Annotated in this window: 16 protein-coding genes and 2 riboswitches; of the genes, 4 read left to right on the forward strand and 12 right to left on the reverse strand. The window is 46.9% G+C overall.

The features are described from left to right. Positions 1–18: 18 nt before the first annotated feature. From TSUB_RS07385 to TSUB_RS07400, 4 genes are all read right to left on the reverse strand, one after another. Positions 19–1383 carry an alanine/glycine:cation symporter family protein gene (locus TSUB_RS07385; RefSeq protein WP_087017816.1) on the reverse strand — a complete coding sequence of 455 codons (1365 nt, stop codon included), beginning with the start codon at positions 1381–1383 and terminating at the stop codon, positions 19–21. A gap of 93 nt (positions 1384–1476) precedes the next feature. After that, a riboswitch (glycine riboswitch) is annotated at positions 1477–1558 on the reverse strand. A gap of 2 nt (positions 1559–1560) precedes the next feature. Further along, positions 1561–1643: riboswitch (glycine riboswitch) on the reverse strand. Positions 1644–1762: 119 nt separating this feature from the next. Then, positions 1763–2689 carry a 5-oxoprolinase subunit C family protein gene (locus TSUB_RS07390; RefSeq protein ID WP_087017814.1) on the reverse strand — a complete coding sequence of 309 codons (927 nt, stop codon included), beginning with the start codon at positions 2687–2689 and terminating at the stop codon, positions 1763–1765. Further along, entirely contained in the window at positions 2683–3354 is a 672-nt protein-coding gene (locus tag TSUB_RS07395) for a 5-oxoprolinase subunit B family protein (protein ID WP_087017812.1), read from the reverse strand. The genes TSUB_RS07390 and TSUB_RS07395 overlap by 7 nt, the downstream gene beginning before the upstream one ends. A 21-nt stretch (positions 3355–3375) precedes the next feature. Continuing rightward, entirely contained in the window at positions 3376–4104 is a 729-nt protein-coding gene (locus TSUB_RS07400) for a 5-oxoprolinase subunit PxpA (RefSeq protein WP_087017811.1), read from the reverse strand. Between the two features lie 154 nt (positions 4105–4258). On the opposite strand from TSUB_RS07400, the gene TSUB_RS07405 reads away from it, so the two are divergent. Continuing rightward, complete coding sequence (locus tag TSUB_RS07405) at positions 4259–5374, forward strand: hypothetical protein (RefSeq protein WP_087017807.1); 1116 nt, start codon at positions 4259–4261, stop codon at positions 5372–5374. 55 nt (positions 5375–5429) lie between these two features. Here TSUB_RS07405 and TSUB_RS07410 read toward each other — a convergent pair whose 3' ends face one another. Together TSUB_RS07410 and TSUB_RS07415 are read right to left on the reverse strand one after the other, a co-directional pair. Beyond that, complete coding sequence (locus tag TSUB_RS07410) at positions 5430–8534, reverse strand: efflux RND transporter permease subunit (RefSeq protein ID WP_087017805.1); 3105 nt, start codon at positions 8532–8534, stop codon at positions 5430–5432. Then, positions 8531–9610, reverse strand: a complete 1080-nt coding sequence (locus TSUB_RS07415; protein ID WP_087017801.1) for an efflux RND transporter periplasmic adaptor subunit — start codon at positions 9608–9610, stop codon at positions 8531–8533. The genes TSUB_RS07410 and TSUB_RS07415 overlap by 4 nt, the downstream gene beginning before the upstream one ends. A 109-nt stretch (positions 9611–9719) precedes the next feature. Here TSUB_RS07415 and TSUB_RS07420 point away from each other — a divergent pair, with 109 nt between their 5' ends. Then, complete coding sequence (locus TSUB_RS07420) at positions 9720–10313, forward strand: TetR/AcrR family transcriptional regulator (RefSeq protein ID WP_087017799.1); 594 nt, start codon at positions 9720–9722, stop codon at positions 10311–10313. Positions 10314–10341: 28 nt separating this feature from the next. On the opposite strand, the gene TSUB_RS07425 is transcribed toward TSUB_RS07420, so the two are convergent. The 6 genes from TSUB_RS07425 to TSUB_RS07450 are packed head-to-tail and all read right to left on the reverse strand — an operon-like array spanning position 10342 to position 18402. Then, positions 10342–12456 (reverse strand): type I secretion system permease/ATPase, encoded by a 2115-nt coding sequence (locus TSUB_RS07425; protein WP_087017797.1) that lies wholly within the window; start codon positions 12454–12456, stop codon positions 10342–10344. Then, a complete protein-coding gene (locus TSUB_RS07430; protein ID WP_087017795.1) occupies positions 12456–14384 on the reverse strand; it encodes a bifunctional diguanylate cyclase/phosphodiesterase in 1929 nt (642 codons plus the stop codon). The genes TSUB_RS07425 and TSUB_RS07430 overlap by 1 nt, the downstream gene beginning before the upstream one ends. A gap of 6 nt (positions 14385–14390) precedes the next feature. Then, positions 14391–15041: a transglutaminase-like cysteine peptidase gene (locus TSUB_RS07435; protein ID WP_087017793.1), complete on the reverse strand. Its 651-nt coding sequence runs from the start codon at positions 15039–15041 to the stop codon at positions 14391–14393. A gap of 42 nt (positions 15042–15083) precedes the next feature. After that, on the reverse strand, positions 15084–15680 hold the full coding sequence (locus tag TSUB_RS07440) for an OmpA family protein (protein ID WP_087017792.1): 597 nt from the start codon (positions 15678–15680) through the stop codon (positions 15084–15086). A gap of 10 nt (positions 15681–15690) precedes the next feature. Further along, on the reverse strand, positions 15691–17004 hold the full coding sequence (locus TSUB_RS07445; protein ID WP_087017790.1) for a TolC family outer membrane protein: 1314 nt from the start codon (positions 17002–17004) through the stop codon (positions 15691–15693). A 3-nt stretch (positions 17005–17007) separates the two neighbouring features. Continuing rightward, the gene (locus tag TSUB_RS07450) at positions 17008–18402 is read right to left on the reverse strand and encodes an HlyD family type I secretion periplasmic adaptor subunit (protein ID WP_087017788.1); all 1395 of its coding nucleotides are present in this window, start codon (positions 18400–18402) and stop codon (positions 17008–17010) included. Between the two features lie 233 nt (positions 18403–18635). Between TSUB_RS07450 and TSUB_RS07455 the strand changes: the two genes are divergently transcribed. Together TSUB_RS07455 and TSUB_RS07460 are read left to right on the forward strand one after the other, a co-directional pair. Next, on the forward strand, positions 18636–20681 hold the full coding sequence (locus TSUB_RS07455; RefSeq protein WP_087017786.1) for a sensor histidine kinase: 2046 nt from the start codon (positions 18636–18638) through the stop codon (positions 20679–20681). Beyond that, positions 20681–22927, forward strand: coding sequence for a GGDEF/EAL domain-containing response regulator (locus tag TSUB_RS07460; protein ID WP_087017784.1), 2247 nt, complete (start codon positions 20681–20683; stop codon positions 22925–22927). Before TSUB_RS07455 ends, TSUB_RS07460 begins: the two co-directional genes overlap by 1 nt.

Here is a 22927-nt window from a genome sequence, read left to right on the forward strand (position 1 = left end):
TTGTTAAACTGGTTTGGCTTATATATTGATGCTTTGTGCAGCAGATTTTCGGTCATTAAAAAACAGCTCAGTTTCTGCAACAATGACATGGCGAAGCATAATCAGGCCGAGCAGGTTAGGGATAGCCATTAAACCATTGACAATATCGGCGATCACCCAAATCATATCGAGTTGCAAGAACGCGCCTAAGGCAATTAAAACAATAAAAACGAGTTTGTAGAATTTCACTGCCTTAATACCAAAGAGATAAACGACGCAACGCTCACCATAGTAGTTCCAGCCTAATATCGTCGTGAAAGCGAAGAAGCTCAACCCAATAGAAACCAAAAGAGGGCCCCAGTAGTTCGCGTTTAAGCCGACTGCAAATGCATAGGTCGTCATCGACGCACCCGCATAGTCACTCTGCCAAGCACCCGTTAACACCAAGGTTAGTCCCGTCATGGTACAAATAATGATGGTGTCAAAGAATGTCCCAGTCATGGAGATCAGGCCTTGGCGTGCCGGAGAGGAAGTTTGCGCAGCCGCTGCAGCCATTGGTGCACTGCCTAACCCGGATTCATTAGAAAATACGCCACGAGCAACACCCGCTTGGATGGCTAACATGATACCTGCACCAAGAAAACCCCCCGTTGCTGCTGTCTGTGTAAATGCACTGCTGATAACGAGGCTGATTGCTGCTGGTACCGCAGATGCATTGCTAATTAACACGATAAGACAGGCAACGATATAGAAAACTGCCATTGATGGAACGACTTTACTCGCGACTTTGGCAATAGATTGGATGCCACCAAGCGTCACAGCAGCGACTAAGCAAGTGAGAACGATCGCTGTCATCCACTTAGGAACGGAAAAGGCCAGCTCTGCCGCGTCCACAATCGCGTTTACTTGTGGGAAAGTACCAATACCAAAACAGGCGACACCTAGTGCGAAGAACGCAAAAAGCTTAGCGAGCCATTTGTTACCGATACCCTGTTCGATAAAGAACATTGGGCCACCAATCATGGCACCATTGGCATCTTTTTGGCGGTATTTTACGGCGAGTAGGCACTCGGCATATTTGGTAGCCATCCCAAACAACGCCGCAAGCCACATCCAAAACAGTGCACCCGGTCCGCCAAGCTTAATTGCAGTGGCGACACCGACAATGTTACCTGTTCCAATGGTTGCCGAAAGCGCAGTACATAAAGCGGCAAAGCTAGAAACATCGCCCTGACCTCCACTATTTTTTGAGAATACCAACTTCAACGCTGTGGGTAAGTGGCGAATTTGAATCGCACCCAAGCGAACAGTGAGGTAGATACCTGTCCCTACGAGTAGGATGAGTAGTGGTGGGCCCCAAACGAGATTGTCGAAAGCAACGAGAAGTGAGTGTAGTTGTTGCACATATCCTCCTTTATAAACATCTTGAAAGGAGGAGACAGAGATCTGGTGAAAATAGATCGGCGAGATCCGGTGTATTAACACCAGCTCTTATCCCCTCTGTCCTTTTGCCTGAGAGTTTCACCTAAATCACTAGGCTTGCTCCTTCGGCGTCCGATTTAACGGATCTCTCCAGAGGTTCCTCCAACAACAGTCCTTGCCTTTTCAGGCGCCTGAAAGATTTACTTCTTCGGCGAGCGAATGCTCTCTCCTGCTGTCTTCATCGGAACGCAAATTGTCGAGAGGATAGTAATAAAAAGATCACGCCTTGTCTTCAAAAACTAGATATAAATCTCATATTTATTTTTAATTAACTAACTATTATCTGCCTTATTGCAAAATATTAACATTGCACGCCAAAGAACTGCCTGAATTTTCGCCACTTTAAATTAGCCACGTCAAAATGCCCCTGCTTAAAGTGAATCTGTTGTCCGAAGCGTGCTTGAGAGAAGCGAAAAAGATCGGTTTTCATCACAACACCCATCTTAGGGTAGCCGCCGATTGTTTGACGATCAGACATCAAGACAATCGGTTGGCCAGCGTTAGTGATTTGTATTGCACCGAGGACAATACCTTCAGATATTACACCGTTTAAGTGGCTGTTAATGGGGGCGCCATTTAAGCAGTAGCCCATACGATTACATTTTTGAGTGACGGTGTAACCTGATTGAAAAAAAGTCGCTTTGGCTTCCGCTTCAAATTGATGGAACTGATAGCTTGGCAATACATGAAGCGTTAGATTTGCATTGTAATTTGGTATGTGACGCGTGGAGAGCGCTTTCATCTTAAGAGGTTGGGTATGTATTTGGTACGGCAACTCATCTTGGTTTTGCAAGGCCAAGCCATCACCATACAAGCCCCCCAATTGATTGCGGATCACAGTACTCTGGCTGTTTAGGGTGTTAGGAACTTTAAACCCGTCTTTCACCGCCAGATAAAGGTAATTACCTGACTTGAAACCGCTAATTGTTAACACATCCCCTGCATTTGCGCGGTGAGTTTGCCAGTGCTGGATGCTGGCGTCATTGAGCTTACTGTTTGCGTCTGCGCCACAGAGCGTAAAATCTGTAGGCGATTGAAATTGAAAAGCACATAATCCTAAGGTGATCTCTAAACAACTCGCATTCGGTGGGTTGTTGAGTAAGGTATTCGCCCAGCAAAATGCGTGAAGATCCATAGGACCACCTTGGCTTAACCCAAAGTGGGCGACACCATAGCGGCCAAGATCTTGCAGAAGAATCGAGGGTCCAGCACGGAGGACGGTTAACATTTCTCTGCCTCCAAGCGCTCAAAATATTGCTCACGTGAAATAGATTCAAACCTTACTTGCATACCGACTTTGAGTAACGAATCTTGTGGACTCTGTTTGTCGAATAGCGGCAGTGGGCATAGCCCTAGTACGTGCCAGCCTCCGGGCGACTCGCTAGGATAGACTGCCGTTTGGCGATCAGCGATCGCAATGCTGCCTGCGTTAACACGCTTTGGTGTAGATAACCTCGGCAAAACAAGCGAGGGAGGTAGCTCGGCCATAAAACCAAATCCCGGCATAAAACCTATTGCACAAACGGTGTAGTGGGTAGACGTATGTAGATGGATCAGTTCCGCGGGGGTCAGCTTTAGCGAAGCCGCAGTCTTATCAAGATCGGTGTAGGCTGCTTGGTGATAGTATCCGGGGATCACAACTGGCGGGGAATGTGGCGATATTGGAGTCGCTTGTGCTACATCGACTAAGACAGTGCGTAGCTCAGTCAAGTCGGGCACTTCTACAAACTCAACGAGCAAGGTTGTATAGGAAGGGGTGAGGTCACGTACATTGCGCACAAAGCGCTGCTTGATGGCTGAGCAAGCAGATTGAATCTGACTTGGTAAACCGACATCAATGTCATTACCAAACTTGATGAGGACGCTATTTTCGTTAACTTGCTGTAGTTCCATTGCGTTGCTTCGAGTCCTAAGCTATTGATCTGATTTTAGCCAGTGCGAGACTTGTCTCACCATCTCGATCGCTTTTGGGGTATCGCCATGTACACAAAGTGAATGGATTGGGAAATTCAGACGCTTTCCAGAATGCGAGGTGATAAATCCTTGCTTTAAATCGTCAATGCGTGATTTCAGCTCAATATCCGAGATGAGTAATGCCTCTGCATGTTGGCGTGGCAGTAGACGGCCATTATCTGCATAGTGGCGATCGACAAATGCTTCGTAGATGAGTGCACATTGATGTTTATCCGCAAGTTGTTGGTAATCGCGGTATTCTTCTGTCGCGAGTGCCATCAAGGGTAATCCTAACCCCGCAGATGTCGATGCTATCGCTTCAAATACCTCATGGTCTTCCATCATTAAATTATACAAGGCACCGTGGGGCTTTATATAGGCTACGGTGGTGTTCTCTAGCAGACAAAATGCTTGCAATGCGCCTACTTGATAGGTGATGAGTGCCTTTATCTCATCGAGAGAGTGGGGTATGGCACGACGCCCAAATCCCACTTTGTCGTCATAGCCGGGGTGAGCACCTATCAGCAATTGGTGCTTCACGGCCAGTTTAACCGTTGTCGCCATGGTTGCTGGGTCAGATGCGTGAAAGCCGCAGGCAATGTTGGCTTGATTGAGAAAAGGAAAGAGTGCTTCATCATTACCGAGCGTCCATGGGCCATAACTTTCACCGACATCGCTGTTAATTTTCATTTTGCTAACACGCCCTTGTTACTTTTTGTTCACAATACCAGTGCAATGAGAAATAGCAAACTCGAAATCCAGACTAAAATTAAAGTGTTAGCACTTTTGGGCGATGACTAACATGGCAATGACGATCAACGAAACAATGAGAAGATAACAATCAATGACAACCTTTCATGAAATGCTCGGTACCGACGATAGTATGTCAGCGACGGAGGTAAAAAAGCGCTATAAATCGATATCGACGCGCGTCCACCCCGATAAAGGAGGGTCTGATGCATTGATGCGTATCGTGACGCAGTCCTATAACTTTGTATTGAAAGGTGATGGTAACAAAGAAGTCTTTAATAGTGTCACGGTTGAAAAAGGGGATGTCAGTAAACTGCAAGCGAAAGTCCGCTTATTGGAGAAGGAAAACCGCCAGCTTAAGGAAGCGTACGACCGAGTACAAAAAGAGAATGACAAGCTAAAAGAAGAACTAAAAGATCAAGTTGCTGAACAGTTTACGCAGCAGCGTCGCCATGACCGAGCCTCTCATCAAACGGATGACGAGTTGAAGCGGCTTAAACGTCAGATTAAAGACAAAGAAAAAGAGTTCGCGAAACTCGAGGCTGAATACAATAGCTATCGTGAGAAGCGTGAACATGCGGTTGCCGTAGAGGGTGAACCGCAGAGACGTCGAGGTCCAAAGCGTGCCAGTGGGTTACTGGTTCTGTTGGGGATCATTTTGGTTGTCGCCATGTTGGGCTCGATGCCGGGTGTGAGCGAGAAAATTGCGGCGTTAATTGCCCCTAAAGAGGCAAAGGAAGAACGCGCAGTAACAATTGTAAGGCCACAAAAGCCAGTTGAAAACGACATCATTGAGTTGGAACCGTTGAGTGAGACCCAACCAGAGGTGATTACGTTGCCAACTGAATTCTTTGATATCCACCCGATCAATCAAGCTGGTATGTGGGGTAACTTTCGCTATCAAGAAAGTGCACGTCCATACATAGCGGTGAAAAGTAAGAAAGGGTCGTACGTTGTTCGTGGGTGTGAAGGGAATTTTTACTTCTACCTTAATTCGCCTAACAAACCGCTACGAGTTTCTCCAAACTTGTCCTATCGCCGTCAGCAAGAGAACTTTCATGTCTACGAGATCCAATATGGAAATGGTTCGGCATTGGATAACTGGTTTGACAGTAACAGTCTGCTGATCAATGGGGAATCATTTGCAAACGCCAATTTTGCTCAAGCAATCAACCGTCATACGCAAACCTGTTTAGCCACAAACCGCTAGTTTGACATTGCCGCATCGTATTGATGCGGCAGGTTTATCGATGGCTCAATGCGGGTTACTGTGTGTTGTTCATCTGAGTTGCGACATCCGATGTTGCCATCGTCAGAGGACGTTTGAATAGGGCTAACTTAAATGCAGCGGGGACAAAGAAGAATGACACTAGGGTGGTAAACACAGTGCCGCCAGCGATAGCGATAGCAAACGGTGGCCAGAATCCACCGCCGCCAATGATGAGCGGCAAGAAGCCACCGACGGTGGTAATCGTTGTCGATGTAATATGTCGAGTGCAACTCATAACACTTGATACGATCTCTTCTCTGTCACCTTGCAATGCCAGTGGACGAGTGCGTAACTCCGCGATGATAACGATCGCAGCGTTAATCGCGAGACCAACCAAACCCAGTAAGCCAATGATTACCGTAAAACCAAAGGGGTAGTTGAACAGCCACACTGACAACAAACCGAGCCCCGCCGCTTGCCCCCCGACTAAGAAAATAATGATGCTCAGGCGGAAGGAATTGAAGGACAGCACAACCACGCCGATCAACAAAGTGAAAACGACGAACAAGTTAGACATCAATTGATTGACCGATTCGTTACGCTCTGCTGACTCACCACCAAGCTCGAGTGTGTACCCCGGTGGGATAGTGATGTTTTTGGCGGCTAAACGCTCTACGAATATATCGAGTGCGGTTTGCGGCAGAATATTGGCTTGCAGATAACCTTCAATGACGTTGACACGACGCCCATCACGACGAGGTATGGCACCAATACCAGGAATAAGTTCGGTTTGTGCTATCGCACTGAGCGGCTGAAACTGGCCATTACCTTGTTCTGCAGTAGGGAACTTAATGTTATCGACCGATTCAATGCCCGTTCGCTGCTGAGCACTTAGCCTCACTCGAATCGGGATTTGTTCGGTAGCTTCAATTAAGTAGCCGCCGGTCACGCCTGAAAGACTTGCGTTAAGGTAGCGGGCAATATCTGACTGCAACATGGCGTTGATTTGGCCTTCATGAAGATTGACATCCACGTTGACGGTTGGCACACCAGGCAGCATAGTTTCACGCGTGTGTACGACATACGGCGTAGTGGCTAAGACACTGCGGATCTCTTCACTTAGGCTACGAATCTTATCGAGGTTGGGGCCGGAAACGCGAATTTCGATCGGGGCGTTAAAGGGGGGACCTTGTTCTAGTTTTCTGACTAAGGCTTGTGCTTGGGGTAAGCGTGTATCAAGTGCAACCTGCAGTTTCGGTATCAAGGTGTTTGCCGTGTTGAAGGTATCTGTTTTCACCATCGCTTGAGCAAAGTTCGCTGACCCTTGGTGTCGGCCGACGAGATTGTAGTAAAACGACGGAAAGTCGCGACCGATGACCCAATTCAAACCTTCAATTCCCTCAAACTCATGGATAATCTCTGATGCCTGATTAACGACAAGGTGGGTAGCATCAATGCTGGCATTTGATGGCAAATGAAGTTGAATTTGAAACATGTCGCGGTCAGAAGGGGGGAAAAATTGCTCAGTGAGTTGGCTAATTGACCAAAAACCGACGCCCGGTACTGATGAGACCAGGAGAACGGTCAAAATAGGATATTGCACCGCCTTCATCACTAAACGTCGAAAGGCATTTGACAGTCTTGGCAGATGAACACCACTGTGATACCAGCGTGGGTCAATGTCTTTGCTCGCAATCACTCGGCCAGCAAAGCCTGCGACTAGGGTGTGTGAAATGAGGTAAGAACCGACGAGAGAGAAGGAAACCGTGATTGCGATAGCGCCGACAAACTCGCCTGCAGAGCCCGGCATTAAGAAGATGGGCGCAAAGGCAAGAATCGTCGTTAATGTTGATCCAAGAAGAGGGATCCACAGATGATGGATAGCATGGAGTGCACTCTCTAAGTTACCTTTCCCTGCTTTTCGCTCTTCTTGAATGGTATCGACCATAACAATGGCATTATCCACCATAATTCCCAAAGCTACGATAAGACCGGTGACTGACATTTGGTTGATCGGAATATCGAACAAGTTCATCAACACCAGTGTAAATGCCGAAGTGAGCGGCAAGGACATGGCGACAATAAAGGCTGAGCGCAATCCAAGCGTAATGAGCAGTACGACAACGATGAGCGCAAAGCCCATTCCCATATTTTTCAGCAACTCGGTTAGCCGCTGTGTGGTGTAACCATTTTGCTCGAACAGTGTCACCATCTTGATATTGCTAGGTAACTCGGCCTGAAAATCAGTATATTTACGGTGTATTCTGTCTGTCCATAGGTCAACTCGCAGTGTTGACTGCATGCGAGACGCAACCACCACAGCGGGTTCACCATCGACAAGTGCGCGTTGTTCATCAGGGGTTTTCGCTTTGCGATAAACCTTTGCGACATCGCCAACGGTCACACGGTGGCCACTACCAAGTGTGAGTAAAGGTGCATTGAGGACGGTTTCGACACTATCGAGAGACTGTGAGAACTCAACTTGAAATCGGTAGCTATCATTGAAGAGTTCGCCCGCACTGGTTTTGGTATCAGAAGATTGAATCAAGCGCGAAATAGAATCCGCAGTGAGCCCAAGGCTGGCTGCTTTTTCTAAATCGAACTCAACCATGATCTCTTCTTCCGGCGCGCCATAAACTTCAACATACTCAGTGCCGGGTAGGTTGCGAAGTTGATTAGCAAGCTCATCTGCATAACGAGAAAGCACGAGGAGATCTGGAGGCGAGTCTTGCGCCCACTTTAGCGCGGTAATTGACGTAAAAGCTTGTGACTTGCTGTTATCAAAGTCGGGTTTGGAGGTGCCAGCAGGAAGGCTGCCGTCGATGTCATTAAGCTTATCTCGGACCTTGGACCAAGCGGCTTCAGTGTCGGACAGTGTCTCGTTGAGCTCGATGTTGATAATCGATATGCCAGTACGTGATACAGACTCGATAAGCTTGATCTCGTCTAGCTCACGTAACGCAAGTTCAATGGGTTCGGTGATCAAAGCTTCAATGTGCTCAGGCTTACTCCCTGGGTTGTAAGTTGAAACACTTCCCCAGCGATTGACAAGCTTGGGATCTTCGGCCCTTGGCAGCGCTTGAATCGCGCCAAGCGCGGAGACCAACAGCATACCGATGCAGAGGATCAGTAGTCGACTGTTCGCAAGAATTTTGTTCATTGGTCACTTTCCCTGCGCGGCTCAATGATCTGTCCGGGGACTAAACGGTGGAGACCATTAACGACCAGTTGGTCACCGTCATGAATTGCCCCTGTAATATAGGCTTTGTGTTGGTTAGCGTGTATGACATTGACCGTACGACGCTCAATTCTGTTGTCATTATCTAGGGCAAACACGTTCCAAACACCGCGTACTCCATCAGTGAGTGCGGAAACTGGCACCCAATAGCCGGGCACCTTTTTCGTTTCTTTGACAGCCAGATAAGCGAGTTGGCCATTTAACAGACCTTGGTCATGAGGCAGACTGAACTTGAGTATCTGGGTACGCGAGAGCCGATCAATTTGCGCGGCTTGACGGATCAGTTGCGCTGGGTAGTCGCTGCCATTGATGCGCAGATTAAAACTATCTTGACCCAACACATTCGCAATCAACTCTGTGGGTAAGCCGATACTCGCTTCAAGTTGCTCTGAAGACAGCAGTGAAATGGCACTTTGCCCGACATTCACCACATCACCAATAGAGACAAAACGGTTAGCAACTAAGCCAGAGTAAGGCGCGTAAAGTGTGGATTTTTCGATACGCAAATTGACCGTCGCTAATGAGGCATCTAACTGGTTTTGGCTGGCAATTAGGACTCGGCGTTCACTTGTCAGTGAATCGATTTCTGCTTCAGCACTGAACCCTTTGGATTTAAGCGTGCGTTGGCGCTTTAGATTTGCATCAATAAGATTAAGTTGCGCATCTAATTGGTTCTTCTGCGCGATAATTTGCGCTTGCTCGGTTTGCAAAATCGCGGTATCTAGGCGCAGCAGTGGCTCACCCACAGCGACGCGGTCCCCAGTGCTAACCCACACTTTATCGACTTTGCCACCGAGTTCAAATCCCAGTGAGGCTTGATTTGCCGCTTCAACCATCCCAGTGAACTCTTTGGTAATCACATAACTATCGGATGCTGTTAGTGCAGCGACGTTGGCGACAGGAATAGAGACTTGGGCGTCAGTTGAAGCGGACTGTCCGGCACTGTTGCAGCCAAAGAGCAAAGCAGAGCAGACAGAGATTACGAGTAGTTTTTTCATAAGGCACCAAAAGCAAGTTTTCAATTGGCATTACAGTTTCAGATGACTATAATGCAATCAAACTAGACTGTCCAGTTTGATTGTTATTAAGATGTAATGGAGGTGCGCGTTGAAACCAAAATCGAAGCGAGAGCTTATCCTTGAAGCAGCGACAAAGCTCTTTATTGAACACGGATATGGCGTGTCTATGGATAACATTGCAAAACAAGCTGGTGTTTCAAAGCAAACGGTTTATAGCCATTTCTCTAATAAAGATAGTTTGTATGAAGTGTGTATTGCAGATAAGTGCCAACAGATTTATCTCATGGAGGAGGCATTTGGTGATGAGCGATTGCTACCTGAAGTCCTTTTTGAATTTGGCCTCGCATTTCATAAGTTTATGCTTTCTTACGAAGCACAGTCGACATTCAAAGCGGCGGTTTCACAACAAGAGTCTCATCCGAACTTAGCGAAGGCCTACTTAAATGCTGGGCCTGAGCGAACAGGGCAACGGTTTGCTGAGTTTCTAACACGACGACAAGCCGCACGTGAACTTAGAGAAGGGATTGATACTCATCAGGCGTCGGTACAGTTTCTGTTGATGTGTCACGGGAGAGCGGTGATCCATCGCCAAATTGGACAAACGCTCAAAGAGTCAGATAAAGAAAAGCGCCATTATATACAAGAGTGTGTAAACATGTTTCTTGCTTATTATGGCGCTTGAATGCGTGAGGTCTAAAATAGGTTAGGGCTTATGCGGCGGTATTGATTTTTCCTTCACGCAGCTTTTGCATGACAAGATCTTTAGGGCCATCAGCAATGATACTGCCTTGCTCTAAAATAATAAGCCGATCAACAACCTCTAACATTGACGTCTTATGGGTAATTAGAATGAGCGTTTCGTCCGCCGCCATATTACCTAACTGCTGTTTAATGTACCCTTCAGAGCGGTTGTCCATGCTACTGGTTGGCTCATCGAACAACAAGACGGGAGGCCGACCCAAAAATGCACGCGCAATGGCGACAGATTGTCGTTGACCGCCAGACAATGCCGCGCCGCGTTCGCCGACTTGGCGGTCTAGACCGGCTGAATCTTGCTGTGTAAAGAAAGTGACACCGGCTCGGCTCGCGGCGTTGAGCACATCTTTGTCATCACTCAATGGACGTCCGAGTGTGATGTTGTCACGGATAGAGCCAAAAAATAGCATGATGTCTTGTGGTACGCAGCCGATGTTACGTCGTACATCAATATGGTGGATTTGGTTTACATCCGTGTCATCAATGGCCACAGAGCCTTCGGTGGCACGATAGAGCCCCATGATCAAGTGTTCAATCGTTGATTTTCCAGAACCAATACGCCCAATGATGCCAACCTTTTCGCCTGGGTTTACGGTAAAGCTGACGTCGCGTAAGGCGGCATGCTCACTGTTGGGATATTTGAAACTGACTCGATTAAAGCTGACTTTGCCCTTAATCATAGGGCGGTGCAGGTAGCGTTTGTCTTCTTCCTGCTCGGTAGGTAACTGCATCATCTCATCGATAATGGTCATCGCCGATTTAGCTTGGTTATAGCGTGTTGACAACAAAGAGAGTTGTACCAGTGGGCCAATTGCCTTGGCGGTTAACATTGAGGCCGCAATCAAGCCACCCATAGTTAAATCGCCTTCAGAAATGAGATAAACACCACCAATGATCATCGCCACAGAAGAGACTTGTTGAAGAAAGCCAGCCGTGTTTTGGACGCTGTCTGAAAAACGGCGAGTCTTCAACCCCCAGTTTGCCATGTGTGCGACGGCTTCTTCCCAGCGGTGTTGAAATTGTGCTTGAGCACCAAATAACTTAACGGTATCTAAGCCGTACAAGCTTTCAATCAGGTTGGCATGTTTCTGAGCGGCTAATCGAGAGCCTTCTTCAATCGACTCACGCATCGGCCTCTGGATGAGTATACTATAGAGAATCAACAAGGTCACCGCAGCGACAGGCACCCAAACCAATGGTCCAGCAACCCACCAAATGACAAACATAAATAAGAGTGCGAAAGGGAGATCTATGAGGGCTGACACCGTTGCTGAGGTAAAAAACTCGCGTATCGACTCAAACTCTTGCATGTGTTTGGCAAACGCTCCCACGGAAGGGGGACGTGCTTCCATTCTTATTCCCATCACCTTACTGAAGATTTTTGATGAAATAAGGATGTCCGATTTTTTTCCTGCAATATCGATAAAGTAATTACGTGATGATTTCAGGATTAAGTCAAACAGGAAGATGACGAGGATCCCGCTGGCCAGCACCCATAGCGAGTCGAACGCCAAGTTAGGGACAATTTTGTCATACACCAAGCGTGAAAAGAGAGGTGCGGCAATCGAAAAAAGGTTAATCAAAATCGAGGCGATAAGTACGTCACGGTAGATCGAGCGTGATTGCCATATCGTTGACCAGAACCAATGTCCCTTGCGTGTTTTTAAGACTTCTGGCGAACGTTCGTCATAACGGAACTTCTTCTTAACGAGGAATACATCGCCCATGTACTCATTGTTAAAATCGGCAAGCGGTGTGGTCTGCTCCATGCCTTCGCTTTGCGGTAACACGATGTCGATGGTGTCTTTTTCTAGATCACAACCGAGTACGACACAACTTTGGCCGTCTTTCATCAAGGCGATGACAGGGAATAAAAGTGGAGATAAATGCTCCACTTTTGTTTTTGACATGGTGACTTGCAGCCCGGCTTTGTCCGCGGCTCGCGGAAACAAAAACGGTGTTAGCAAGCCGTCAGCCAAGGGGAGGTCACTGATTAACGCATCGGGTGAATTGGCTAACCCATAAAATTTACTGACATAAACCAGTGACTGCAGTAAAGGATCTTTCATTATACCTCGTTAGTTTCTGGGCGCTCGAAGACGAAGCCCTGAAAACCATTAATGAATAAATCTGAGAGTTTGTTGAGCTGTTTCTCTGTCTCAACGCGTGTTGCAATCGTCATAATGTTTAACTGCATTGCGGTGCGCGATACCGATGCCAATACGTCTGCTTTGGTTTGATTATCCAGTTGCGTGGTATAGGCAAAATCGAGCTTCACATAACTTGGGCGCAGTTTGGTAAGATAGTCGAGCGAGCTAAAGTGATGACCATAGTTGTCAATACCGAACTGGAAGCCATTTTGATGAATGATTTCACACAGCAATGTGGCATCAGAAGAGTATTTGACGAAGACAATTTCGGGTAGTTCAAACATCAGCTTGCCAGCAAGCGCTTTGTTGGCTCGCATGGTATTGGCTAGCCAGTGCATGAATGAGGTGTCACAGACGCTACTTACCGTCAGATTGACAGTGATCGGGCCAGTTTCAGGTTCGCGTTTCAGTTTATCGATCATCACCTTAATGATGTGAGTGTCAAGTTCAGCACCGATGTTGAGCTGTTCTACCGCCCCTAAGAATTGCCCTGCACTGTACACTTTGCCTTGCTTTTCGATACTGGCAAAGACTTCACGGTGCAGCGTGTCTCCCGTTTGGTTGCAGGCCTTTTGGTATTTAAATGTAAACAACTGGTTGGCAATCGCTTCTTCGAGTAGCGCTTTCCACTCTTGCTTACCAAGGGTATCGGCTTTGTTTTCGCTTCCCGTCACCATCGCGATAGGTTCAGATGGCGTTTGACGTGCCTTCGATAGTGCATTATCAGCCTCAGCGAGGATTTCGCCGGGTAACTGTTTATTGGCCTTGAGCACCAAACCCACTGCCGCTTGCGGTGGACTAACACCAAGCGGGTCGTTTTGCAGTTCGAGTACCATGTGAAGCATCGATTGACCCAAGAAACGGAGCTCTTCTGTGCCAATGTTTGGTGCAATGATCGCGAACTCTTTTTGGGATAATCGCGCAATGGTGTACTCAGCTTCAACGAGTTGCCCCAGTTGCTCAGCTAGCTTCACAACGAGTTTATCGCCTTCTTCATAGCCGTGATTAATATAGCTCTCTTCAATAAGGTCGGCGCTGAGAATAGCGAATCCGCCTGTTTGCGAGTCCGCTGCCCACGGTTCTAGCTGGCTAATGAGAAAGCTTCGATTGCCCAAACCAGACACTTGATCTTGGTAGGCGCGAACGCGAAGCTTATCGGCTTCACGCGCCTGCTCTTCGAAGTATTGCTTAAGCTGATTCGACATGTGGTTGAAGGCATTAACAACCGCACGCAACTCAATCGTTTTTGGTAACTCAAGCGCTTCACCAAACTTGTTTCTTGCCATCTCGTTAGCTCGATGGCGAATGGACTCAAGTGGGCGCAATATAACGCTAAGAAGCGCTGCAAGGACAACAGATGTCACCCCAAAGATCACTAAGAAACTGATTGAAAGTTGGACAAGCGCCTGCCAAAGTTGGCGATAGGCATAGCCTGGATGGCCAGTAATTGAGATCTCACCAAGCTGTAACCATCCGCTTGTTAACACTTGAGTGTGGGTATACGGCGAGAAAATATTGAGCGAAGAAAACCATGAGGGGACGTCGCTAAATTGGGTTGCATACTCGAGGGCAATGACCTCATTGTCACGCAAGAAGGTGAGCGTCACATTGCTGTAGAGCCCGCCATCAAACATGGCATTGATGACCGATTCGGCTGCCACTTTATCACCTGCTTCTAAATACGGGGATAAGGCAAGCCCGACTGCGGTTGAAGCATTAGAAATTTCGACCGCTTGTTGCGAAAGCAAGAAGTTTCGCGTTGTTGTGAGGTCGACAAAAAATACGGCTGACATAAGCAAGAAAAATACTACAAGCATCCATGTCAGCAACTGCTTATACAAGGTCATAATCCGCTACTCATCATAGTTAATCTGTGGTCGTTTAAGACGACTTCCATCATTCCGTGCTCTTAAATCATTCCAAAGGCTAAGGCGCGACGCGTTGCCCGCGACCTGACCTGAGCCTTGTTCTTTCATTAGCCAAAGTTTACTACCATTGAAGCTGTAAATAGGTAGCAAGTCCTTTCTTTTCGATGCATATTTGATTTCCCCGTCTATGTTATCAAGCAGCAAAGGCTCGGCACTCGGGGTGGGGTAATATGCAACCACCATGTGAAACTGGTTAAGAGTCAGAGACTTAACGTAAACTAAACGTAGTTTGTTATCTGAAATGCCTAACTCTCTCAAGGTGAAATACTTCGCAATACTGAAGTCTTCACAATCACCCGCACTACTTCCCAAAAACTCTAACGGTGTTGCCCAATAGTCTTTTGTTCCCCATAAATGAATATCATCGACAAAGAACATCTGGTTAAAGAAGCGATTGGTTGCTTCTAAAATGGCGTCCTCTGACTTTCCTTGTGTCTCAGAAACGAGTTGGCGCCAAGCGTTTACACGCTTGGCGGCCCGTTCCCCATAAAAGTCTCGTACTTGGCGAATCATCTCTTGCTCGCCGGTGGAAAGCGCAGAGCTTTGAGAGCATAAAATGATCAATAAAAACAGCATTGATCGCCAATGTTTGTATTTTTGCACGTGGTTCCTAAGCGCTTATATTTCCCTGCGACTAAAAATAGTCCACTCTTTCTCTATATCACCTCGGAATCCAACCACTGTGCCTACCACACGTCGGCTCAACGCATGAGCCGCTTCACTATCTTCTAAGTTGATTGGGTTTGCGTCGCCGTAACCCACAATGGTGAGTCGGCTCGGTTTCACGCCAAATCGCATCAGTTGCAAACGAACGGCTTCAGCTCGCTTTTTGGATAGCTCAAGGTTGAGTTCTGGGCTGCCTGTTGGGCTAGCATATCCTTGAATTTCCAAAGATGTATCACTGTAGCTTAGTAAAAAGTTCGCCATTTGCTTTATTTCAGAAACATACTGAGAGGGTATCTCAGTCTGCCCGTTACCAAACAAAACTTGCAACTTGTATGACTCTTGTACCTGCACCATGCTAGGACAGCCATCATTGTCTACAATGGCTTCAGACGGTGTTTCTTCGCACTTATCACGCTCATTGATTACGCCGTCATTATCAAAATCACGCAGGTCGCTCTGCTGCTTAGAAAAGCTGTAGGGGGCAATTTCCTGATTAGAGCTGCATCCAGCTAGCAGGAATACCGACAACAATAATGCTATGCCTTTCATTCCTTACTCCTTAATCAACAACAGATTCTGACCACTCTTCGGGTAGCTTCACACGAAGTGATGCAAGGAGTCGTCCTGTTGAGTTTAGTACGCGATACTTGGCAAGTAATTCGTCGTAGTATGCGTTGATGTATGACTGACGTGCTTCAAATAGCTCGTTTTCTGTGTTGAGTACATCAAGAAGCGTACGTTTGCCGATTCTAAATTGCTTTTCGTAAGCAATAACGGTTTCTGCCGCTGCATCAACGTGCTCTTCTAAAAATATCCGTTGTTCAAGGGTGAGTTCTAATGCACTCCAAGACAGGCGGACGCCTTCTGTTAACATTCGCAATGTGTTATCTCGAACATCTTTTGACTTATCGATTTGGTAAGCGGCTTGCTTGGATTGCGCACTATCAGAACCGCCATTATAGAGGTTGAAGTTCATCCGTAACATGGCACTCGTTTCGTCTGTGCGTCCTGCACTGCCGTTAAGATCTTCACCCCATTGTTGAGTCGCTTCAATGGTGAAGGTTGGCATCATCACACCACGTCGAGATTCATACTGACTAAGTGCAGCCTCAATGTCAGTCGTCGCCACTTTCACTCGGGGATGAAATTCCTCCGCGAGATAGAGGGCTTCCTCTAAAGAGACGGGCAACTTAGTGGCATCGACCTCAGGGTTGACGACAGCGAGCGGACGACGTCCAACGACGCGCAAATAGTTACTCTCGCTATCAAGCAAATTGTTTCTCGCCGCAAGCAGATTACTTTGAGAGCGAGCGACACGGGCTTCGACTTGAACTTGGTCAGCCACCGAACCGATACCTGACTCTGTACGGCGGCGAATGTCATTGTAGATACGTCGGTGCACTTTAAAATTTGCTTCAGCGAGCTCTAGTAGTTCACGTGTTTTGAGTGACTCGATGTAGACTTCGGCCACGCGCAGGGCTTTATCTTCTGCATCGGCGATCAATTGATAACGTTGCGCTTCAGCTTCCCACTCGGTGCGATCAATGTTGGCGGAGGTTGCCCAGCCATCCCACAATAACTGTCGAAAGGTGAGGGTGACGTCATATGGTTCAAAGTCGCCTTTGTTATTGGCGTTATTGTACTTCTCTACGCCAACACCCGCATTAAGATCTATGCTTGGGCGATAGTCCCCTTTTGCAATCCCGACCTCTTCCACGCGGGAACGATAATCATGATAGGCGCTGCGGATCTCTGGGTGATCGGCCAGTGCTTGTGCCACGGCTTGCTCTAATGAATAGGCTGACGCAAGGTTCGGCGCCGCAGAGAAGCTCAGTGCAATAGCAATGAGTGGCTGCTTAAATTTGCTATACATCTATTACTCTCTCAGTGCGTTACTACGTGCATGAAGTACCGGATTCAATAAATAGTCCAATACCGTGCGCTTTCCGGTAATGATGTCGACGGAAGTCGTCATTCCGGGAATGATAGGCAGAGGTTCGCTCTCTGTGCCTAACTGGTTGACTTGGGTTCTAACCCTAACCAAATAGAAACTGTTACCTTCTTCATCTTCTTCAGTATCGGCGCTGATGTGTTCAAGCTCACCGTTGAGTCCACCATAGCGGGTGAAGTCATAAGCGGTAAACTTGACCACGGCGGTTAAACCAGGACGAAGAAAGGCGATATCTTGAGGCGCAATTTTGGCCTCTACTAACAAGTTATCTTCGTTGGGTACAATTTCGACCAAATCCATACCGGGTTGAATAACACCACCTCGGGTATTGACGTGGATCTTCTGAATCGTCCCTGATACGGGTGAGGTTACGACAGTCCGCTTCACGCGATCAGCTAAACCCACTCGGCTTTCAGAGATAGCGGCTAACTGGTCATCGGTTTCGTTCAACTGAGATTGTAGCTCTGAACGAAACTGAAGCGCGGTATCGACGCGCTTTAAAACCGCTTCTTGAATAGCGGCATTCAATAGTGGTACCTGTAAACGGCTAGAGGTTAACTCGCGTTTAGTATCGTTAACCTGACGCTCAAGCTTCAAAAGCTCTATACGAGGAACGACGCCTTCTTCAGCGAGCGGGCGGGTAATTGCCAACTCTTTTGCCGCGTAATCGTAGCTCGTTCGCAAGTTACGAACGCGGGCATTCACTTCAATCAGTTCTTGTTCTTTCTGACTAATTTGTTGACCAAGCAATTGCAATTGATTACGAAGATTACTCAATTTGCCGCGATACTCAGAGCGCTGCCGTCTGACAAGTCGGGGGTTATTAATTTCGAATTCTTCAGTAAATGCCAACGGCTCTTCACTAATAGAGACACTTTGGCGCCAGTTTGTTTGTACCAGTTCGTCGTTAACTTGAACGGCTTCTATTAGGGTATGCAGTCGAATAGAGTCTGCTTGGATGCCAGCCAATTCTTGAGCGGTCTCGCGATAGTTAGCTTGAAATTGCGTATCATCGATTAATAAAAGTTGTTGACCTTCTTTAACGACTTGCCCTTCCGCGACTAACACCTCTTTAACGATACCGCCCTCTAAGTTTTGTACAATCTGTAGTTGGCTTGACGGAATGACCTTACCCGCACCGACGGTCACTTTATCGAGCTGAGCCCACGAGGCCCAAACGACAGCCACGACAAGAAATAACACCATCATCCACAGCATAAAGCGTGCATGCGTTGGTGTGTTAAGCAAGAGCGCTGCCGTTTTGTCGTCGATATAATCGGACTGTTGGCCGCTCACACTTTTAAATGATGACTTTGTCATTAGAAAAGGGACCGTGTATTAAAAGCTAACTAACTGTATAGCTTAATGTTAATTCAATTCGCCACCCTTTTGAAACCCAATAAAGTGATTTATTAGAACTGAGACATTGATTCCACATATTATTACTTTAGATCAGCACTAATTTGGTGATAAAAACAACAATGAGAAAAAAGTCACTTTTGAGAAAGTTCACTATACTCACAGATAATATTTCCGAATTGAAAGGGTTAGCTGTGTTCCTGAATAAGCATTTCGGGTCAAAAAGTATCGCGACTCGCTTAAACTTAATCTTAATACTTCTTGCCGCCATCATTGTCACTATCACCGTCGTCGTTATCTCGATTGGTAATCGAATTCAAGAATCGAGTGCACAACTCAGTGATATTGACTTACCTACATCGTTAAATGCGCTAGCCATGCTGGATGAGCTTGGAGATATGAATGCTAATCTGTTGGAGTATTCTCAGGGTGAATATGAGGAGCGTCAAGAGTTTGTTGAGAATTACAACGAACTAAAGTACTTCCAAGCGAAAGTACCTGACCATACAGAGTTCGACTTTGAGTTGGCGAAAATTATCCGCCTTTCCTCGGCTATGTTGGAAAACGCGAATAAAAACGTATTTGATACGTATGATCCGACCATAGAAGCACGCGCTCGTGCGGAGATAGAGCGATTGCTGGTCGAAGTCGGTGGGCCGCTTGAAGATCTGTTGGAAGAGTTAAAGATCGAAGAGCTCAATGACGCGGGTACGTCAGGAGATACCGATGAGATTATTAATGATGACTTACCGGGAGTACGATTTTACCTTGAGCTGGTAGATGAAGTCGGGGACATGCTAGCGGCGCTAGACAGATATGTGCTCGGTGATACAGGGGCAAAGAAAACCTTTTTCGAAGACGCCTTGGAGTTCGAACTCTACCTCTCCCAACTAATCCCGCTGGAACAAAAGCCCGCTGAAATTGTGAAGATTAAAGAGGTGCAACGGCTTTTCAATGTACTAAAAACGACCGCAGAAGATGTATTCGATACCTACAACAACTTACAGCGCCAAAACGCACTACGCTTTATCGATTCCTTTGAACACAATGAACTGAGGGTTTTGGAAGATCTGTTAGAAAAGATCTCGCTCAAATCCAGTAATGCCTTGATAGAACGGAGTGAGGGCCTGCAGAGTTTGGCTAACACCACCACCCGTACCATGTTGGCGATTGCCGCTGTTGGCTTGTTGCTGATGGCCTCCATCTATATTTCAGTGCGACGTAACGTCTTCCTTCCTTTGCAGGATATTACTAGCTCGATCGACAAACTACGTGCAGGTGATCGAGATGTCGAGTTTAACTCCAGTGGCGATGATGAATTAGGCAGGGTATTGGCAAGCTTGAAAGATTTCCAATCTGAACTTGCTGAGCTGGATGCATTACGTGAACGCAATGAGAAGCAACAAGCGCATTTGTCGAGCGAGCGAGATAGGCTCTCAGAAACATTAGAAACGTTGCAAGCGACGCAAGAAAAGCTGGTGGCATCTGAAAAACTGGCTGCATTGGGTAGTCTCGTTGCGGGCGTGGCACATGAAATAAACACCCCGATTGGCGTTGCGGTGACCATGTCGACGACCCTTGAGCATAACCTCAAGCAGTTCCTCGATAAAGTGAATAGCGGCCAGATCAAGAAGACCGACCTAGAGGCGTTTTCAGCGCAGTCTGGTGAGTCTGTGGATGTCTTGAAGAAGTCGCTTAACTCGGCGAGTGAATTGATCGCCAACTTTAAGCAAGTGGCATCCGATCAAACCAGTGAGCAACGTCGCAGTTTTGATCTTCAGCAACACATTGATGAAGTGTATGTCACCTTGAAACATAAAGTGAAAAACACTAACTACAACATTCGCGTTGATTGTCCAGAAGATATCATGCTGGAAAGCTATCCCGGGCCACTAGGCCAAGTGCTGACGAACTTGATTAACAACTCCTTACTGCATGGTTTTGAAGGTAAAGATAGCGGGAATATTCAAATAAAGGTACGCACTGAAGGGCACAGCGATGTGCGCATCATCTATACTGATGATGGGAACGGTATTCCACAAGAGAACTTAAAACGCATTTTTGATCCATTTTTCACCACCAAGTTGGGCAAGGGCGGGTCTGGTATGGGGCTGCATATACTGCACAACATCGTTACAGGGGTTTTAGGTGGTTCCATTTCGGTAGAAAGCAAGGTTGGTGTCTTGTTTGATATAACTATCCCACGCATTGCACCACAAAGTGAGCAAGAGGTTGCGTAGTGAGCGATTTTTTTATCGATATTATTGATGATGATGGTGCGGACCAAGGTCAAGAAGCTGAGGTTGTATCGGGCAGTTCGTCGACTTGGAAGATAGCAATAATTGATGATGAAGAGAGCATCCATCAGGTCACTCGTTTGGCGCTGTCCTCCATGGTAATCCTTGGACGGCCGATTGAATTCCTTAGTGCCTACTCGGCAAAAGAAGGGTTTGAGCTGCTGAGTAGCGATGATGAAATTGCCGTCGTGTTACTTGATGTGGTGATGGAAAACCCAGAAGCGGGCTTGCAGCTAGCGCGACGGATCCGGCAAGAGCTGGGCAACCATAATACACAAATTATTCTCCGTACGGGGCAGCCGGGTTACGCGCCTGAAGAGGTCGTCATTACGGAATATGAGATAAACGATTACAAAACGAAAAGCGAGCTTACCCGAACGAAATTATTCAGCACTATCTATACGTCGTTACGTACTTATCAGCATCTTGTCGCCATGGAGCAGAGCAAACTGGGTTTGCAAAAGATCATTGATTCGTCGGCGAGTCTATTCCAAGAGCGTTCGATTCGCGAATTTTCAGAAGGTGCGCTATTGCAAATTAACGCACTGTTTAATATTCACAGTGAAGGGATATTTTGCATATCATCTGGCCCCCTTGCGGGTGACAGAGATATGATCGTCGCACCGCTTGAAGCAGAACAACATCGCATTGTCGCGGCAACTGATATCTTCAAGAGTTATTTTGGAAAAGCGATTGATGATATTGATGACATTACGACCAAGCAGACATTACATCGTACGCTAGCGTCGAAAGAGCATCAGTTTACTAACAAGTACATTTGTCTGTTTCTCAATACCCCTTCGCAATGGGAGGGGGCGATATTCATCAAGGGAGATATTGATGAAGAACGGCTCGATTATGAGTTGCTTTCTGTCTTCGCGATGAATGTTTCTTTAGGTTTAGAAAACACCAAGTTCTTTACCCAGCTAACCCAGATGGCATATTACGATATGCTCACCCAGTTCTACACACGACATGGTGTTATCGATCGCTGCTTAAATACCGCGGTGAAAAACGGCGAAATCTTCTCTGTCTGTATCCTTGATATCGATTACTTTCATGAAGTGACTGAGTCGCTTGGGTTTGAGTATGGCAACAAGGTGCTTGTGAGTTTTGCAAATCGAATCCAGAGCATCTTGCCAGCAGATAGCGTCTTTGCGCGCTTACATAGCGATGTGTTCGCGGTGGTGGTATTTGACGATAAACCGCTCGACATGGAGTTTATTGCTAAGCAATGTGCCGAAGCCATTCACGTCGATGGTGATAAGCTCAGATTTGGCGTTTCCGTTGGGGTATCCCAATTCTTACCAGAAGACAACTTGTCTGGGGAAGAGCTGTTACGACAAGCTGAAATTGCGCTGAAGCTGGCTAAAGAAGTACGTCGTGGGGGAGGGCAGGCCTTTACACCTTCGCTTGCAACAGAGAGTCGAGGGCGTATTCAGCTACTTGGTGAGTTACGTGAGGCATTAGCAAGCCACGAGTTGGTGATGTATTTACAACCCAAAGTGAGCCTGATTGAGGAAGGCACTGTGGTGGGTTTTGAGGCGCTAGTACGTTGGCCGCACAAAGAAAAAGGGATGATACCGCCGAATGACTTTGTCCCTGTCGCAGAGCGTTCAGGACTTTACTACGAGCTTGATATGTATGTAGTAGAGGCGTGTTGTAAAATCCTTTCTGAGCACAGTGAACTTACCCGTATTGCTTTTAACTTATCGGCCAACTCGTTGAATCGTCCTGAACTTGTTGATGACCTTGAAAATCTTTTAGCTCGCTACGGCGTCACGCATGACGCTATTGTGATGGAGATTACTGAAAACTCCATGGCAAAAGGAGGCATAGTCATCGACACCTTGGAGCGCTTGCAATCAAAAGGTTGGCTTATCCACTTAGATGATTTCGGGACAGGGTATTCTTCACTTTCATATTTGCTTGATATGCCATTAAACGCGATTAAAATTGACCGATCGTTTTTGCTTCAATTACATGATAGTGACAACGCGGCTGTTCTACTCAAGGGTATTATTTCTATCTGTAAAGATTTGGACAAAAAGGTCATTGTTGAAGGGGTAGAAACAGATTCTCAGAAAGCGTTCGCGATGGATGCAGGTGCAGACGTGGCACAGGGTTATCTATTTTACAAGCCAATGAAATTGGAAGAAGCTGTTGATTTGATGAAAAAGCAGAGCTAA

It is taken from the genome of Thaumasiovibrio subtropicus (assembly GCF_019703835.1).
Classification (GTDB): Bacteria; Pseudomonadota; Gammaproteobacteria; order Enterobacterales; family Vibrionaceae; genus Thaumasiovibrio; species Thaumasiovibrio subtropicus.